Below are 13,841 nucleotides of genomic sequence, written 5' to 3' on the forward strand. Positions count from 1 at the left end.
GAGGGCACGCCGTATCACGTGCCCTCACCTTCCCACCCGACTTCGTCGTGCGGGCCCCTTCCTCTCCCCGAGGGGAGAGGAGTTTAGGCCGTCTCTCTCACCTTTGGCGCCGCTTGCCGGACACCCTCGTCGACATGCTCCGCGAACTGCGCGAAGTTCTCGACGAACAGGTCGACCAGTTTCGCCGCGGTGGAGTCGTAGGCGTCCTTATCCGCCCAGGTCGTGCGGGGATCGAGGATCGCGCTGTCGACGCCTGGCACGCTCACTGGCACCTGGAACCCGAAGTTCGGGTCCGTACGGAACTCGGCATCGTTAAGGCTGCCGTCCAGCGCCGCGTTCAACAATGCCCGCGTGGCCTTGATCGGCATGCGGTTGCCGACGCCGTATTTGCCCCCGGTCCAGCCGGTGTTGACCAGCCAGCAGTCGACGCCGCCCTTCGCGATCCGCTCCTTGAGCAGATTGCCGTACACCGACGGATGCCGCGGCATGAACGGTGCGCCGAAGCAGGTCGAGAAGGTCGCGTCGGGCTCGGTGACGCCGATCTCGGTCCCGGCGACGCGCGCGGTATAGCCCGAGAGGAAATGGTACATCGCCTGGTCGGGCGTAAGCTTCGCGATCGGCGGCAGCACGCCGTACGCGTCCGCAGTCAGCATCACGATGTTGCGCGGCACTGGGCCCATGTTCTCGGCCGACGCATTCGGGATGAAGTCGATCGGGTACGCGCCGCGGCTATTCTCGGCGAGCGTGTGATCGTCGAGATCGAGCAGTCGCGTCGCCGGGTCCATCACGACGTTCTCCAGCACCGTGCCAAAGCGCTTCGTCGTCGCGAAGATCTCCGGCTCGGCATCGGCCGAGAGGCGAATCATCTTGGCGTAGCATCCGCCCTCGAAATTGAAGACGGCCGTGTCCGACCAGCCATGCTCGTCGTCGCCGATCAGCGTGCGGCTGGCATCGGCCGACAGCGTCGTCTTGCCGGTACCCGACAAGCCGAAGAACACCGCGGTGTCGCCGTTCGCGCCCATGTTCGCCGAGCAGTGCATCGGCATCACCCCGGTCGGTGGCAGCAGGTAGTTGAGCAGGCCGAACACCGACTTCTTCATCTCGCCGGCATACTTCGTGCCGCCGATCAGGATCAGCTTGTCCGTGAAGTTCACCGCGATCACCGTCTCGCTGCGGCAGCCATGACGCGCGGGATCGGCACGGAAGCTCGGCAGGTCGACGATCGTATAGTCGGCGACAAAATCCTTCAACGCCGCCTGCTCGGGTCGTACCAACATCGTCCGGATGAAGAGGTTATGCCACGCGAGTTCGGTGACGACGCGGACGTTCACGCGGTGGTCGGGCTGCGACCCACCGTACAGATCCTGGACGAACAGCTCATCCTTGGCGGCGAGCGCGGCGAAGAAATCTTCCTTCAGCGCGGCAAAATGCGCGGGCTCCATCGCCTTGTTGCTCTTGCCCCACCACACGGTCGCGTCGGTCTCGGCATCGCGGACGATGAACTTGTCCTGCGCCGATCGGCCGGTATGCGCGCCGGTCTCGACCACCAGCGGGCCGTCCGCGGACAGCGTCCCCTCGTTCCGCTCCAACGCCGCCTCGACGAGCTGCGCAGTGACCAGGTTCCAATGCAGATTGGCGCGGGTTTCGATCCCCTGCGCGGATAGGCCGACGGCCGGAATACGCTCGCTCGACACGGGCTCTCTCTCCTAAGTTTTATCGCATACGTATGTATGTCGTTGCGGCCGGCTGTACGGGGCAGTTTTCCGCCGGTCAAATCCACTAATCTGCAGCGCCGGCCCGATACGGCTCTAGTTGAGTGCGGCGGCGGTTTGCCCTACGCCGACACGCCAACGACCGAGGCTAACCAACCCAACATGACGGCAACGATCGCGCTGGTCGACGACGACCGCAACATCCTGACCTCCGTGTCGATCGCGCTGCAGACCGAGGGCTTCGTCACGCGCGTCTATTCGGACGGCGAGACCGCGCTGAAGGCGCTGACCGACAACCCTCCGGACCTCGCGGTATTCGACATCAAGATGCCGCGGATGGATGGGCTCGAACTGCTCCGTCGACTGCGCGAGAAGAGCCAGATCCCCGTGATCTTCCTGACCAGCAAGGACGACGAGCTCGACGAGGCGCTCGGGCTCGCGATGGGCGCGGACGATTACATCGCCAAGCCGTTCTCGCAGCGACTGCTGATCGCCCGCATCCGCGCGATCCTGCGGCGTACCGAGCTGACGCAATCGCCGGGGACGGAGACCGAGGCTGAGGCTGCCGGGCCGCTCGATCGCGGTCGTCTGAGCATGGACCCGGCACGGCACCGGACTTTGTGGGGCGGCGAGCCTGTTACACTGACCGTTACCGAGTTCATGATCCTCGAAACGCTCGCCCAGCGCCCTGGCATCGTCAAGACGCGCAACCAGCTGATGGATGCGGCGTACCAGGACGACATCTATGTCGACGACCGGACCATCGACAGCCACATAAAACGACTCCGCCGCAAATTCAGGCAGGTCGATCCCGCGTTCGACGCTATCGAGACATTATATGGTGCCGGGTATCGATTTTCTGAGGAATGAGCTGGGGGTCGACGGGCGCGATCTCACGCTGCGCTGGTCGGGACAGATCTCGCTCACCCGGCGCATCCTGGCCGTCAACATCTTCGCGCTGTTGCTGCTCGCGGGCGGGTTCTTCTATCTCGACTCGTATCGCAGCCGGGTGGTCGACAACCGGGTTGCGCAGACGGCGCGCGAAGCGCGGCTGATCGGCGAGGCAATCGCCGCGGTCGATCCGGCGTTGCGCGATCCGCTGGTGTTGCGGCTTGCACGCGATACGGGGTCGCGGATTCGACTGTTCGATGCGGCAGGGCGGACGGTCGCCGACAGCCGCGCGCTTGGCTTGCGCAACTTCGTGCTGATGGATCCGGACAAGGAAGACTGGGACCAGACGATCGCCCGCTTTCTCGACGCATCGATCGACGTGATCGTGATGGCTCCCCGCCCGCCGCTGTACCGCGAGCGCAGCGGTCCGCAACAATGGCCCGACGTGACGGCAGTCCGCGGCCGCAGCGCCGTCTCCACAACAGTCTGGCGCGCGCCCGACCGGACGCCCGTGCTGACTGCCGCCGCGCCGCTCAGCGCCGGCGGGGTCGTGATGACGACGGTCAATGCGCGGGACATCACGAAGACGGTGCGGATCGAGCGGTTCCGGCTCAGCATGGTGCTGCTAGGCGTGTCGATCGTCTCGATCCTGCTGTCTTTGTTCCTCGCCCGCACGATCGTCCGCCCGCTTCGTCGTCTCGCCCGGGCGGCGGTGCGAGTCAGGTTAGGTCGTGCACGTGAAGTCGTCGTGCCGCGCCTCCCCTCGCGCCGTGACGAACTCGGCATGCTCGCGCGCGCGCTTTCGGACATGAGTCTCGCACTCCGCGCTCGCATCGACGCGACCGAGGCGTTCGCCGCCGACGTCACGCACGAGATGAAGAACCCGCTCGCCTCGCTTCGGTCCGCGGTGGAGGGATTGTCGCGCGTGAAAGACCCGGCGCTTCAGGCGCAGTTGCTTGCGATCGTCCGCGACGACGTCCACCGGCTCGACCGGCTACTCTCGGATATCTCCGAAGCCTCGCGACTCGATGCCCAGCTCAGCCGTGCGAAGTTCGAGCCGGTCGATATCGCCGCGATGATAGACGGGCTGGTCGCGCAACGCGATGCGCGTGGTGTAGAGCGCGGTATCCGCCTCCGGTTCGATCGCAACCCCGACGATCGAACGATCATACTCGGCGAAGGCGCGCGGCTCGAACGCGTATTCGAGAACCTGATCGACAACGCGCTGTCCTTCTCTCCCGACGCCGGCCTGATCGCGATCTCCGCAATCCGCGAGGGCGAAGACCTCGTCATCCGGGTCGAGGACGAGGGTCCGGGCGTTCCTGAGGACGCGCGCGAGGACGTGTTCAAGCGCTTCCACTCGGTCCGCCCCGACAGCGAGACGTTCGGCCAGCATTCCGGGCTAGGCCTCGCGATCGCCCGCACGATTGTCGACGGCCACCAAGGGGCGATCTTCGTCGAATCGCGCGAGGACCGGCTCGATGGCGCGCGCTTCGTCGTAAGGCTACCGCTCGCCGAATTGCCGGAGTAAGGACGCCTCGTGGTCGTCCCCTCCTCCGACAGGCTCCACGCCACCACGGTCGCGATCGACGGCATGGCCGTGATGATCGAAGGCGCATCGGGATCGGGCAAGTCCGACCTCGCGTTGCGCCTGATCGATCGTGGCGCGATCCTCGTCAGTGACGACCAGACGCTCGTCGTGCGCGACGGCGATACCTTGCTCGCGCGTGCACCGATGACGATCGCAGGACGGATCGAAGTCCGCGGGATCGGCATCGTCGCCATGCCGTACGTCGAGGACGTTCCCGTCGGGCTCCTCGTCCGCGTCGATGGCGCGGTCGAACGGATGCCCGAACGCCGCGTATGTAACATTGCCGGGATCGACGTCCGCCAGTTCGCGGTCGATCCCTTCGAAGCCTCCGCCCCAATCAAGGTCGAACTCGCATTGCGCAATCCGGAGCCCATAGAATGACGCGTCCCAAGGACATCCTGCTCGTCACCGGCATGTCCGGGGCGGGGAAGTCCACCGTCCTCAAGACGCTGGAGGATCTCGGCTGGGAAGTGGTAGACAACCTTCCGCTGTTGCTGCTCGACCGCCTGCTCGACGCACCGCTTCCCGAAGGATCGACCAACGACTCGCAGCCGCTGGCGATCGGCATCGGCGCCCGCACGCGCGACTTCGACCCCGAACGGATCGTCGGCCGCATCCGTGATCTCCGCGACCGTCATGGGCTCGAGATCGGAATGCTGTTCCTCGACTGCTCGGGCGCCGAACTCGAACGTCGCTATTCCGAGACCCGTCGTCGCCACCCGCTCGCGCTGGACCGTCCCGCAAACGACGGGATCAGCCGCGAGCGCGAGTTGCTCGCGCCACTTCGCGACTGGGCGAACCGCCTGATCGATACGACCGACATGGCCGCCAACGAACTCGCGCAACAGATCCGCGCGAGCTTTGCGGGCGGGGAACTCGGCGCGCCGACGCTGTCGATCCGCTCGTTCGGTTTCGCCCGCGGCCTGCCCCGTAACGCCGACCTGGTGTTCGACATGCGCTTCCTGCGCAATCCGCACTGGGACCCGGAGTTGCGCCCCGGCACCGGGCTCGACGCCGACGTCTCCGCCTACATCATGGACGACCCCGCCTACGAGGCGGCCGTAAGTCGGATCGAGGAGCTGCTGATGCTGTTGCTTCCGCGGTACAGGGCGGAAGGCAAGTCGTATGTCACCGTCGCGTTCGGGTGTACCGGAGGGAGACACCGGTCGGTCCACGTCGCCGACCGCGTGGCGCGACGGTTGCGCGACGCGGGATTTTCGCCCAGTATCGCACACCGCGACCTGGGGGCCGCTCCACAAGATGCGCTCGAAGGATCACCGGTCGTCTTATGAGTATGAAACGCTGACATGATCGGCCTTGTTCTGGTAACACACGGTCGACTGGCCGAGGAATTCGTTCGCGCGATGATCCACGTCGTCGGCCCGCAGGAGCGCGTCGCGCCGATCGCGATCGGTCCCGACGACGACATGGAGGAGCGCCGCGCGGATATCGCCGCCGCCATCCAGGCGGTCGATGTCGGTCGCGGCGTGATCGTGCTGACCGACCTATTCGGTGGCACGCCCTCCAATCTCGCTATCTCCTTGATGGAGCGCGGCCGGATCGAGGTGATCGCGGGCATGAACCTGCCGATGCTGATCCGGCTCGGCTCGGCGCGCAAGTCGATGACCGTCGTTGCGGCGGTCGCTGCGGCGCGTGAGGCCGGGCGCAAATACATTTCGGTAGCCTCCGAGGTTCTCGGCGAGGCTGCGGCGTGAGCGAGGTCTCGCGCACCGTCCAGATCACCAACCGTCGTGGGCTCCACGCGCGCGCGAGTGCGAAGTTCGTGACGCTCGCGTCTTCGCATCCGGTCGAGGTCAGCGTGACCAAGGATGGGTCGGATCACGTCACCGGCACCTCGATCATGGGGCTGATGATGCTGGGCGCGGCGATGGGCGACGCGATCACGATCAGCGCGAGTGGCGATGGCGCGGAGCATACGGTCGCGGCGCTCGCCGAACTGGTCGAAGCGAAGTTCGGCGAGGATTGACCGTCTTTCTCCCCTCCCGCTACACGGCCTTCCGACGGCGAACCGCTGTTCTTGGTACCAGAAGATTCCTAAATGCCCCGCGAGATAACCGCCTTTTCGAACCCGCTGATCAAGTACGTCCGCGACCTGCGCGACAAGCGGCATCGGCGTGCGGCCAAGCAGTTCCTCGCCGAGGGCCTGCGCATCCTCACCGAAGCGCGCGAGACCGGTCGCCTGCCGCGTACGCTGTTCTACGCCGCGGCCAGCGCGAACCATCCGCTCGTCCACGCGCTGTCGATGGACGTTGAGGATGCAGGCGGCGATTCGATCCAGACCACGCCGGACATTCTCTCGAAGCTGTCGGGCAAGGACAACCCGCAGGCTGTCGTCGGCGTATTCGACGAGTTCGACGCGACGCTCGAAGACCTCGATCGCAACTCGTCGGGCATCTGGCTGGTCGCGGAGCGGCTGCGCGATCCGGGCAATCTCGGCACGATCCTGCGCACCGGCGACGCTGTTGGCGCGGGCGGGCTGATCCTGATCGGCGAGTCGGTCGATCCGTTCTCGGTCGAGGCGGTCCGCGCAAGCATGGGCGCGCTGTTCACGATCCCCGTCGTGAAGACCGAGTGGGAGCCGTTCCAGGCCTGGCTGCGCACCGGCCCCGGCCAGCTCGTCGGGCTCAGCCTCGACACCGACACCGACTACAGGGCAGCGACCTACACCGGCCCGACCTTCCTGCTGACGGGTAACGAAGCGCAGGGCATGCCGCCCGAGATGGCCGAGGCGTGCGACGTGCTGGTGAAGATCCCGATGCTCGGCAAGGCGGACAGCCTCAACGCCGCCGTCGCGACGGCCGTGATGGCCTACGAAGTGCTGGCCCGGCAGGAAAAACCCGCCCCCCTGGCCTGAACCGTTAATTTTGCCCGATTGGCGATGCTTAGCGAGTCCGGTTCAGCTAAGGGAGAGCTACGTCGTGCGAAAGCATCGACCGGATACAAGACAGGACGATTATGGCTCGCGGTTTCGATGATGGACGAATGAAGACTGGCGTGATCCGGTCGGTGCTCGCGGCAACACCGCTGTTAATGGCGACCGCGTCGTTCGCGCAGGTTACGCCGCCGCCGGTCGTCCCGACCGCGCCTGCTGCAATGCCGACGCCGACGCTGGCGCCGCCGGTGATCACCGTGCCGCCGCTCAGCGACGCGCAGGCCGTGTTGCTCGACAGACTGCTTAATGGCGACATCGTCGCGCAGGGCCTGAAGTCGGCCGCAACCGCGTCGACCACCGCGCCGAGCAAGGACGAACTCGTCCGCGCGGCACTCGATCATGCGCGCGCGGTGCATGCGGGGCGGCTGAGCGAAGCCGACTTCCAGCGGGATTGGGGCCTGCGTCCACCGGCCTATGATCCGACACCTGCCTTTGCCGATGCCGTGCGGCTCGACCGGATCGCAGCATGGTTCGCATCATTGCCACCGCCCTATGCGGGGTATGACGGCCTGCGGAAGGGCCTCCAGAACTATCGTTCGATCGCGTCTGCGGGCGGCTGGGCACCACTAGCCTCCGGTCCCGATTTCACGATCGGCGCGACCGGTCCTCGCGTCATCGCTCTACGCAAGCGTCTCGCGGCCGAGGACAAGGACGTTGCGACCAGCGGCGACCGTTTCGACTCGCCGCTGGTGGAAGCGGTACGCCGCGCGCAGCGTCGCTATGGCCTCAATCCTAGCGGGATCGTCTCGACGCAGACTCTTGCCGCACTCAATGTCTCCGCCGGCGACCGCGTGCGTCAGATCATGGCGAACATGGAGCGCTGGCGCTGGCTGCCGCAGGACCTGCCGCGCGATCGTATCCAGGTGAACATCGCCGCCGCCGTGCTGACGGTGTTCGACGGCGATACGCCCGTACAGTCGATGCGCGCGGTGACGGGGCGTCCAGGCGACGAGACGCCGATGCTCTCCTCGACGATCCACAGCATCGTGATCAATCCGCCGTGGAACGTGCCGACATCGATCGCGACCAAGGAGCTTTGGCCGAAGGAGAAGGCCAACCCGGGCTATTTCAAGCGCAACGGCATCAAGGTGATCGACGGCACGCGGCTTCAGCAGCAGGCCGGCGACCAGAGCGCGCTGGGCCGGTTCAAGTTCGATTTCGCCAACGACTATTCGGTCTATCTCCACGATACGCCCAGCCGTGCGAAGTTCGCGAGCTTCAGCCGGCTTGCGAGCCATGGCTGCGTTCGCCTTGAAAAGCCTGCGGAACTCGCGGACCTGCTGCTCAAGGGTGATCCGTCCTGGACGCCCGAGATGGTCGACGCCGCGGTCGCCAAGGGTGACACGGTCCGTGCTCGCCTGACCAAGCCTGTGTCGGTGTACCTGCTGTATTGGACCGCGTTTGCCAGCGGCAACGGCCAGATGAACTTCCGCGCCGATCCCTATAACTGGGACGGCACCCTCGCTTCCAAGATCGAGGCGCGCACCGCTCGCCAGACGATCGCCGCTCGTTGAGAGGACCAGACATGACGATGTCCACCCGCACCCGTACCGCCATCGCCGGCGGCCTGCTCGCCGCGATGGCACTGGCCGGTTGCTCGCGCTCGGAGCCCGACCAGCCGCCGACCGATACCAACATGGTCGAGGATACCGGCGTCACCGAGTCCGAAGCCGCGCCGACGCCTGCGCCCGCACCGGTCGAGACTGCACCGGTCGAGGCTCCCCCGACGGGGAACGCGGTAGAGCCTGAACGCGAACCGCCGGTCGCACCCGACGAGCAGATGCGCGACGATGCCGATGCGACAGGCATGACCGCACGCGTGACGCGCGACGAAGCGCCAGTCGAGAACGATACGGTTCCGCAGCAGTAAGCAAAACTACAGTACGACAGCGGCTTGGCAGCGTTACCTCGGTAAAGCTGCCAAGCCTCTACGTTGCTCAACGTTAGTCGAGCAGCAAGGGCGCGTGGCGATCGACCAGCGTCTCGCTCGCCGTGTTCAGCCCGACGACTTCGACGGTCGTGCCGTGACGCCGCAGCTTGGCCACCACGTCCTCCAGCGCCGCGACGGCAGTGACATCCCAAAGATGCGCGCTCGTTAGGTCGATCCGCACTGCACGCGCGGTCTCGCGAAGATCGAAGCGGTCCGCGAAGATATCGGCGCTGGCGAAGAACACCTGTCCGCCGACACGGTAGATCCGCGTGTCGCTCGCCCCGTCGTGCTCGACCGTGACGTCCATCAGCCGCGTGACCTTCCATGCGAAGAACACGCCGCTGAGCAGTACGCCGACACCGACGCCGAGTGACAGGTCGTGCGTCGCGACGGTGACAACCACGGTCGCGACCATCACCACGCTCGACATCTTGGGATGCCGCGCAAGGTCGCGGATCGAGCCCCAGGAGAAGGTGCTGATCGACACCATGATCATGATCGCGACCAGCGCCGCGACCGGCACCTGCGCGACCCAAGGCCTGAGCGGTACCATGACAACCAGCAGGAACACGCCTGCGACCAGCGTCGACAGCCGTCCTCGCCCGCCATAGCGGACGTTGCCGACGGTCTGGCCGATCATGCCGCAACCGGCGATACCACCGAATGCGCCCGCGGCGATGTTGGCGAGGCCCAGCCCGGTGCACTCGCGCGCCTTCGAACTCGTCGTCTCGGTCAGATCGTCGACCACGCTGGCGGTCATCATCGATTCGAGCAACCCGACCGCGGCCATCGCCAGCGCATAGGGGGCGACGATCCGCAACGTGTCCCAGGTGAATGGCACGTCGGGGATCCCGAACGACGGCAGCGTGGAGGGCAGCTTGCCGAGATCGCCGACCGTCTTGAGGGGCATCGGCACCCACATCGCGATCGCGGTCAGCACGACGATGCAGATCAGCGGCGACGGGATGGCGTTCGAGATGCGCGGCATGAGGTAGATGATCGCGAGACCACCGGCGATCATCGCATAGGCCGGCCAACTGACGCCGACCATCTGCGGCACCTGCGCGGAGAAGATCAGGATTGCGAGTGCGTTGACGAACCCGGTGCGGACCGACTTCGAGACGAACCGCATCAGCACGTCGAGCTTGGCGAGCCCGAACGCGATCTGGAGCAGCCCTGCGAGCATCGTCGCGACCAGCAGGTATTGCAGGCCGTGGGCGTGGACCAGCGCGGCGGCCACCAGCGCAACAGAGCCGGCCGCGCCGGAGATCATAGCTGGGCGCCCGCCGGCAAAGGCGATGACGATGCCGATCACGAACGACGCGAACAGGCCGACTTCGGGATCGATGCCCGCGACGAACGAGAACGCGATGACTTCGGGGATAAGCGCGAACGTGCCCACCATGCCGGCGAGGATGTCGCGGCGTGCGGCGGTCGGGCCGCTGAACCATTCGGCTCGGTAACGAGAAAGATATAAGGATGTCATGGATGTATCCGCATAGGACGCACGAACCGCGGCGCTGTCTTGGCAGGCGGTTCACTTCAGAGGCGTCGTTGCGTTGTCCGGCGGATCGGCGGCCGGAATAGCCACCCGGAATTGCACCGGGTCCAGGGCGAATGGGTGCTCGTTAGCGGCGACTGGGGCTCGATGCAACTTTCGGCCATGAACCCTGCACGTCATCCTGACGAAGCGTTTGACGCGAGTTCGACCTTTCCTAGGTAAACAGATCCACCACTTCAGCCCCCTCACCCACCGCCTGCAGCAGCAAGGTGCGGTGGCAGTGGCAAGGGTCGCGCTCGTAGCAGAGCAGCGCGCTCGGCTTCTCGGCTGCCAGCCCGAGCATGATCGCTGCCGCCGCCTGAGCCTCGGGAAGCTTGAGCTGTTCGTCATAGACCGCGGTCAGCGTCGCGACGTCGCCCTTCTTGGCCGCATCGCGCCCACGCTTCGGCGTTCCCAGAGCCTTCAGGTGCACGTAATCAATCTCGACCTCGCGTAACGACGCGGCGAGCGAGGTCTTCGAAAATCCTGGTCGGCGCGACAACGGGAGCGCCCGGACGTCGATCACACGCTCCACCCCCGCCGCCTTCAATGCCGCGAGGAAATCGGCCATCGTCGTCGCTTCATAGCCGATCGTGAAGATCTTCGTCGGGTCTGTCATGCAGTCGAAGTGGTATTGCGGACCTGACACGGCAAGCGTCCGACGCTATCTGAGCCGAATGACCCACGATATTCACGTCATCGGCGGCGGGCTCGCCGGTTCCGAAGCCGCCTGGCAACTCGCCGAAGCCGGCCTTAAGGTCCGCCTGTCCGAAATGCGCGGCAGCGGTGAAGAGACGCCTGCGCACCAGACCGACGGCCTCGCCGAACTCGTCTGCTCGAACAGCTTCCGGTCGGATGATGCCGAAGCCAACGCGGTCGGGCTGCTCCATCAGGAACTGCGTACGCTCGGATCGCTGATCATGCGCCAGGCGGACATCCACCGCGTCCCCGCCGGCTCCGCGCTCGCCGTCGATCGCGACAATTTCTCGGCCAGCGTGACGGAGGCGATCGACCAGCACCCGAACATTACGCTCGTCCGCGAACGCATCGATGCACTGCCCGACAGCCCGACGATCATCGCCACGGGTCCGCTCACCGCCGCCTCGCTTGCCGCGGGGATCGGCGCCGAGACCGGCCGCGAGGCGCTGGCGTTCTTCGACGCGCTCGCGCCGATCGTCCACCGCGACTCGATCGACATGGACACGGCCTGGTTCGCATCGCGCTGGGACAAGGGCGAGGGCAAGGACTACATCAACTGCCCGATGGACAAGGACCAGTATCTGGCCTTCCACCAGGGCCTGATCGATGGCGAGAAGACCCCGTTCAAGGAATGGGAGAAGGACACGCCCTATTTCGACGGCTGCATGCCGATCGAGGTGATGGCAGAGCGCGGTGTCGACACGCTGCGCTATGGTCCGATGAAGCCAGTCGGGCTCGATAACCCGAAGACCGGGCGCTGGCCGCACGCCGTCGTCCAGCTTCGCCAGGACAATGCGCAGGGCACGCTGTGGAACATCGTCGGCTTTCAGACCAAGATGAAGCACGCCGACCAGGTCCGCTTGTTCCGCACGATCCCCGGTCTTGAGAACGCCGAGTTCGCGCGGTTGGGCGGTCTGCACCGCAACACGTTCATCCGATCGCCGGAACTGCTCGATGAGACGCTGCGGTTGAAGTCGCGCCCGAACATCCGCTTCGCCGGCCAAATCACCGGGTGTGAGGGATATATCGAGAGCTGCGGGATCGGCATGCTCGCGGGGTTGTTCGCGGCGGCCGAACTCACCGGCAAGGCGCTGACGCCGCCGCCCTACGCGACCGCGCTCGGCGCGCTGCTCGGGCACATCACGGGTGGCGCAGAGGTCGAGACGTATCAGCCGATGAACGTGAACTTCGGGCTGTTCCCGCCGATCACGGGCCGCACGAAGAAGGCGGATCGCAAGCGGATGTACACCGATCGCGGTCGAGCGGCGCTTGCAGAGTGGCTCAACTCTCCTCGGCAACAGGCTGAACTGGCGGACAATTCACCCGAGCTGGCCCCTTCCGCTTGACCGCCGTCGTAGCAAACTCCGGGGCGGTCATCGCGCCGGATTTGTCACGATCGGCGTCCGCGAACTTGGTCGTCGCCTTCACCGCCCATTCGTCGAACGACAGCTTGCCGTCGCCGTCCACGTCCAGCCGCGCGTAGGCCTTGCGCCGCTGGACCAGATATTCCTCGCGCGTGATCTTGGCATCGCGGTCCTTGTCGTAGCGATCGAACCGCTTCTGCTCGCGAGTCTTGTCGGTCGCCTCGGGCGCGGTATCGGGTAGCGGATCGGACGCGCTCGCGGCGCCGCTCACCTGCGCCATCGGCTGAGGCGGCAGCAGCGGACCCGGCCGCGCCTTCCCGCTAAAAAACATGAACCCCGCAGCAATCAACGCGATCACGGCCGCCCCACCCGCCAAATATCGCCACATCGCCGCCGCCCCCATTGCCCAGCGCACACGCTAGGCCTCGCCGCAGACGATCCCCATCCGATTGGTCAGTATCCGGTCAATCTGTGCCACGCCAACCGCGCGACGCGCTTCGGGCTGCCGGATCCAGTGGCTCCGGACGTCATGTCGAACCGGGCTGACACGGCAAGCGCCCCCAGAGCGCGCGCCGATGAAGGCCATCGTCCCTGCAAAGCTTGATCGAGTGCCGCTCTCGCCCGAACACGGGCCACCTCACGGCCGGCGGTCTCCGTCAGCTTTTGCGCGAGATCGGCCAGCGCCCACCCCTCTCCCGCAAGGCCGATCCGGTCGTCGGTCACCGAAACGATCGTCGCCGCGAGATCGAACAGACGCCGTCCACGATCGCGTGCGAAACGCTCGATCGCGCCTGCATCGAGATCGGGCTCAAGCAGCGCTTCCCAACCATCGGTCAACTTGCCCAGCATCGCGCCCGATACCCCGAATGGCAGTACCTCGTTCTGAAGTGCCGCCAGCACGGGTTCGGCGGGCGCCGGAACCGTATCGAGACGGCCGAGCGCTTCGTACCACCATGTCAGGCGCATCTGGCCGATGATCGGCTCGCGCGTCGTTCGGACGATTGCCCCCAGGGTTTCATCGAGCAAAAACAGCGTTTTGAGCGCCTGACGTGTTTCTTGCGGGGCGTAGCTGAGTGCAAGCTTTTGCTCGGGATTGGGCGATATCATCCCGACGCAATAGCGAAGCGTAAGGCGCACCGCATCTATTCCTGGGTTTGTTAA

At 65.8% G+C, this 13,841-nt stretch carries 15 protein-coding genes and 1 other annotated feature; of the genes, 10 read left to right on the forward strand and 5 right to left on the reverse strand.

Annotation, left to right across the window (positions count from 1 at the left end; all coding sequences use genetic code 11):
* Window positions 1-83 precede the first annotated feature (83 nt).
* Complete coding sequence (locus ASE69_RS01540; protein ID WP_056481926.1) at window positions 84-1,694, reverse strand: phosphoenolpyruvate carboxykinase; 1,611 nt, start codon at window positions 1,692-1,694, stop codon at window positions 84-86.
* A 180-nt stretch (window positions 1,695-1,874) separates the two neighbouring features.
* On the opposite strand from ASE69_RS01540, the gene ASE69_RS01545 reads away from it, so the two are divergent.
* The 9 genes from ASE69_RS01545 to ASE69_RS01585 all read left to right on the forward strand — a co-directional run bounded on the left by ASE69_RS01545 (window position 1,875) and on the right by ASE69_RS01585 (window position 9,017).
* On the forward strand, window positions 1,875-2,582 hold the full coding sequence (locus ASE69_RS01545; protein WP_056058673.1) for a response regulator transcription factor: 708 nt from the start codon (window positions 1,875-1,877) through the stop codon (window positions 2,580-2,582).
* Window positions 2,551-4,134 carry a sensor histidine kinase gene (locus ASE69_RS01550; RefSeq protein WP_056481928.1) on the forward strand — a complete coding sequence of 528 codons (1,584 nt, stop codon included), beginning with the start codon at window positions 2,551-2,553 and terminating at the stop codon, window positions 4,132-4,134. The genes ASE69_RS01545 and ASE69_RS01550 overlap by 32 nt, the downstream gene beginning before the upstream one ends.
* Before the next feature lie 9 nt (window positions 4,135-4,143).
* Window positions 4,144-4,575: an HPr kinase/phosphorylase gene (locus tag ASE69_RS01555; RefSeq protein WP_082452764.1), complete on the forward strand. Its 432-nt coding sequence runs from the start codon at window positions 4,144-4,146 to the stop codon at window positions 4,573-4,575.
* Window positions 4,572-5,486, forward strand: coding sequence for an RNase adapter RapZ (gene rapZ, locus ASE69_RS01560; RefSeq protein ID WP_056481931.1), 915 nt, complete (start codon window positions 4,572-4,574; stop codon window positions 5,484-5,486). The genes ASE69_RS01555 and rapZ overlap by 4 nt, the downstream gene beginning before the upstream one ends.
* Window positions 5,487-5,501: 15 nt before the next feature.
* Window positions 5,502-5,909 carry a PTS sugar transporter subunit IIA gene (locus tag ASE69_RS01565; protein ID WP_056058662.1) on the forward strand — a complete coding sequence of 136 codons (408 nt, stop codon included), beginning with the start codon at window positions 5,502-5,504 and terminating at the stop codon, window positions 5,907-5,909.
* Window positions 5,906-6,181 carry an HPr family phosphocarrier protein gene (locus ASE69_RS01570; RefSeq protein ID WP_056481934.1) on the forward strand — a complete coding sequence of 92 codons (276 nt, stop codon included), beginning with the start codon at window positions 5,906-5,908 and terminating at the stop codon, window positions 6,179-6,181. Before ASE69_RS01565 ends, ASE69_RS01570 begins: the two co-directional genes overlap by 4 nt.
* Window positions 6,182-6,253: 72 nt before the next feature.
* Entirely contained in the window at window positions 6,254-7,069 is an 816-nt protein-coding gene (locus ASE69_RS01575) for a TrmH family RNA methyltransferase (RefSeq protein ID WP_056481937.1), read from the forward strand.
* Window positions 7,070-7,197: 128 nt separating this feature from the next.
* Window positions 7,198-8,661, forward strand: a complete 1,464-nt coding sequence (locus ASE69_RS01580) for a L,D-transpeptidase family protein (protein ID WP_056481940.1) — start codon at window positions 7,198-7,200, stop codon at window positions 8,659-8,661.
* Window positions 8,662-8,672: 11 nt separating this feature from the next.
* Entirely contained in the window at window positions 8,673-9,017 is a 345-nt protein-coding gene (locus ASE69_RS01585) for a hypothetical protein (protein ID WP_056481945.1), read from the forward strand.
* Window positions 9,018-9,090: 73 nt separating this feature from the next.
* On the opposite strand, the gene ASE69_RS01590 is transcribed toward ASE69_RS01585, so the two are convergent.
* Window positions 9,091-10,563 (reverse strand): SulP family inorganic anion transporter, encoded by a 1,473-nt coding sequence (locus ASE69_RS01590; RefSeq protein ID WP_056481948.1) that lies wholly within the window; start codon window positions 10,561-10,563, stop codon window positions 9,091-9,093.
* 71 nt (window positions 10,564-10,634) lie between these two features.
* Window positions 10,635-10,690, reverse strand: a sequence feature (sul1 is cis-regulatory element that is thought to sense ions involved in sulfur or methionine metabolism; They are found in Alphaproteobacteria).
* Window positions 10,691-10,792: 102 nt separating this feature from the next.
* Window positions 10,793-11,236, reverse strand: a complete 444-nt coding sequence (locus ASE69_RS01595) for a DUF488 family protein (RefSeq protein ID WP_056481951.1) — start codon at window positions 11,234-11,236, stop codon at window positions 10,793-10,795.
* Between the two features lie 58 nt (window positions 11,237-11,294).
* Between ASE69_RS01595 and trmFO the strand changes: the two genes are divergently transcribed.
* Window positions 11,295-12,662, forward strand: a complete 1,368-nt coding sequence (trmFO, locus tag ASE69_RS01600; protein WP_056482974.1) for a methylenetetrahydrofolate--tRNA-(uracil(54)-C(5))-methyltransferase (FADH(2)-oxidizing) TrmFO — start codon at window positions 11,295-11,297, stop codon at window positions 12,660-12,662.
* Here trmFO and ASE69_RS01605 read toward each other — a convergent pair.
* Window positions 12,598-13,068: an EF-hand domain-containing protein gene (locus tag ASE69_RS01605; RefSeq protein ID WP_056482977.1), complete on the reverse strand. Its 471-nt coding sequence runs from the start codon at window positions 13,066-13,068 to the stop codon at window positions 12,598-12,600. The genes trmFO and ASE69_RS01605 overlap by 65 nt on opposite strands.
* 65 nt (window positions 13,069-13,133) lie before the next feature.
* The gene (locus tag ASE69_RS01610) at window positions 13,134-13,817 is read right to left on the reverse strand and encodes a squalene/phytoene synthase family protein (RefSeq protein WP_235517906.1); all 684 of its coding nucleotides are present in this window, start codon (window positions 13,815-13,817) and stop codon (window positions 13,134-13,136) included.
* Between the last annotated feature and the right edge of the window lie 24 nt (window positions 13,818-13,841).

Origin of the sequence: Sphingomonas sp. Leaf208, from assembly GCF_001421415.1 — a bacterium.
Lineage (GTDB): Bacteria > Pseudomonadota > Alphaproteobacteria > Sphingomonadales > Sphingomonadaceae > Sphingomonas.

Coding starts and splice junctions, on each gene's coding strand:
- ASE69_RS01545 (WP_056058673.1), top strand. CDS start 1,875: ATGACGGCAACGATCGCGCTGGTCGACGACGACCGCAACATCCTGACC.
- ASE69_RS01550 (WP_056481928.1), top strand. CDS start 2,551: ATGGTGCCGGGTATCGATTTTCTGAGGAATGAGCTGGGGGTCGACGGG.
- rapZ (WP_056481931.1), top strand. CDS start 4,572: ATGACGCGTCCCAAGGACATCCTGCTCGTCACCGGCATGTCCGGGGCG.
- ASE69_RS01565 (WP_056058662.1), top strand. CDS start 5,502: ATGATCGGCCTTGTTCTGGTAACACACGGTCGACTGGCCGAGGAATTC.
- ASE69_RS01575 (WP_056481937.1), top strand. CDS start 6,254: ATGCCCCGCGAGATAACCGCCTTTTCGAACCCGCTGATCAAGTACGTC.
- ASE69_RS01580 (WP_056481940.1), top strand. CDS start 7,198: ATGAAGACTGGCGTGATCCGGTCGGTGCTCGCGGCAACACCGCTGTTA.
- ASE69_RS01585 (WP_056481945.1), top strand. CDS start 8,673: ATGACGATGTCCACCCGCACCCGTACCGCCATCGCCGGCGGCCTGCTC.
- ASE69_RS01590 (WP_056481948.1), bottom strand. CDS start 10,563: ATGACATCCTTATATCTTTCTCGTTACCGAGCCGAATGGTTCAGCGGC.
- ASE69_RS01595 (WP_056481951.1), bottom strand. CDS start 11,236: ATGACAGACCCGACGAAGATCTTCACGATCGGCTATGAAGCGACGACG.
- trmFO (WP_056482974.1), top strand. CDS start 11,295: ATGACCCACGATATTCACGTCATCGGCGGCGGGCTCGCCGGTTCCGAA.
- ASE69_RS01605 (WP_056482977.1), bottom strand. CDS start 13,068: ATGTGGCGATATTTGGCGGGTGGGGCGGCCGTGATCGCGTTGATTGCT.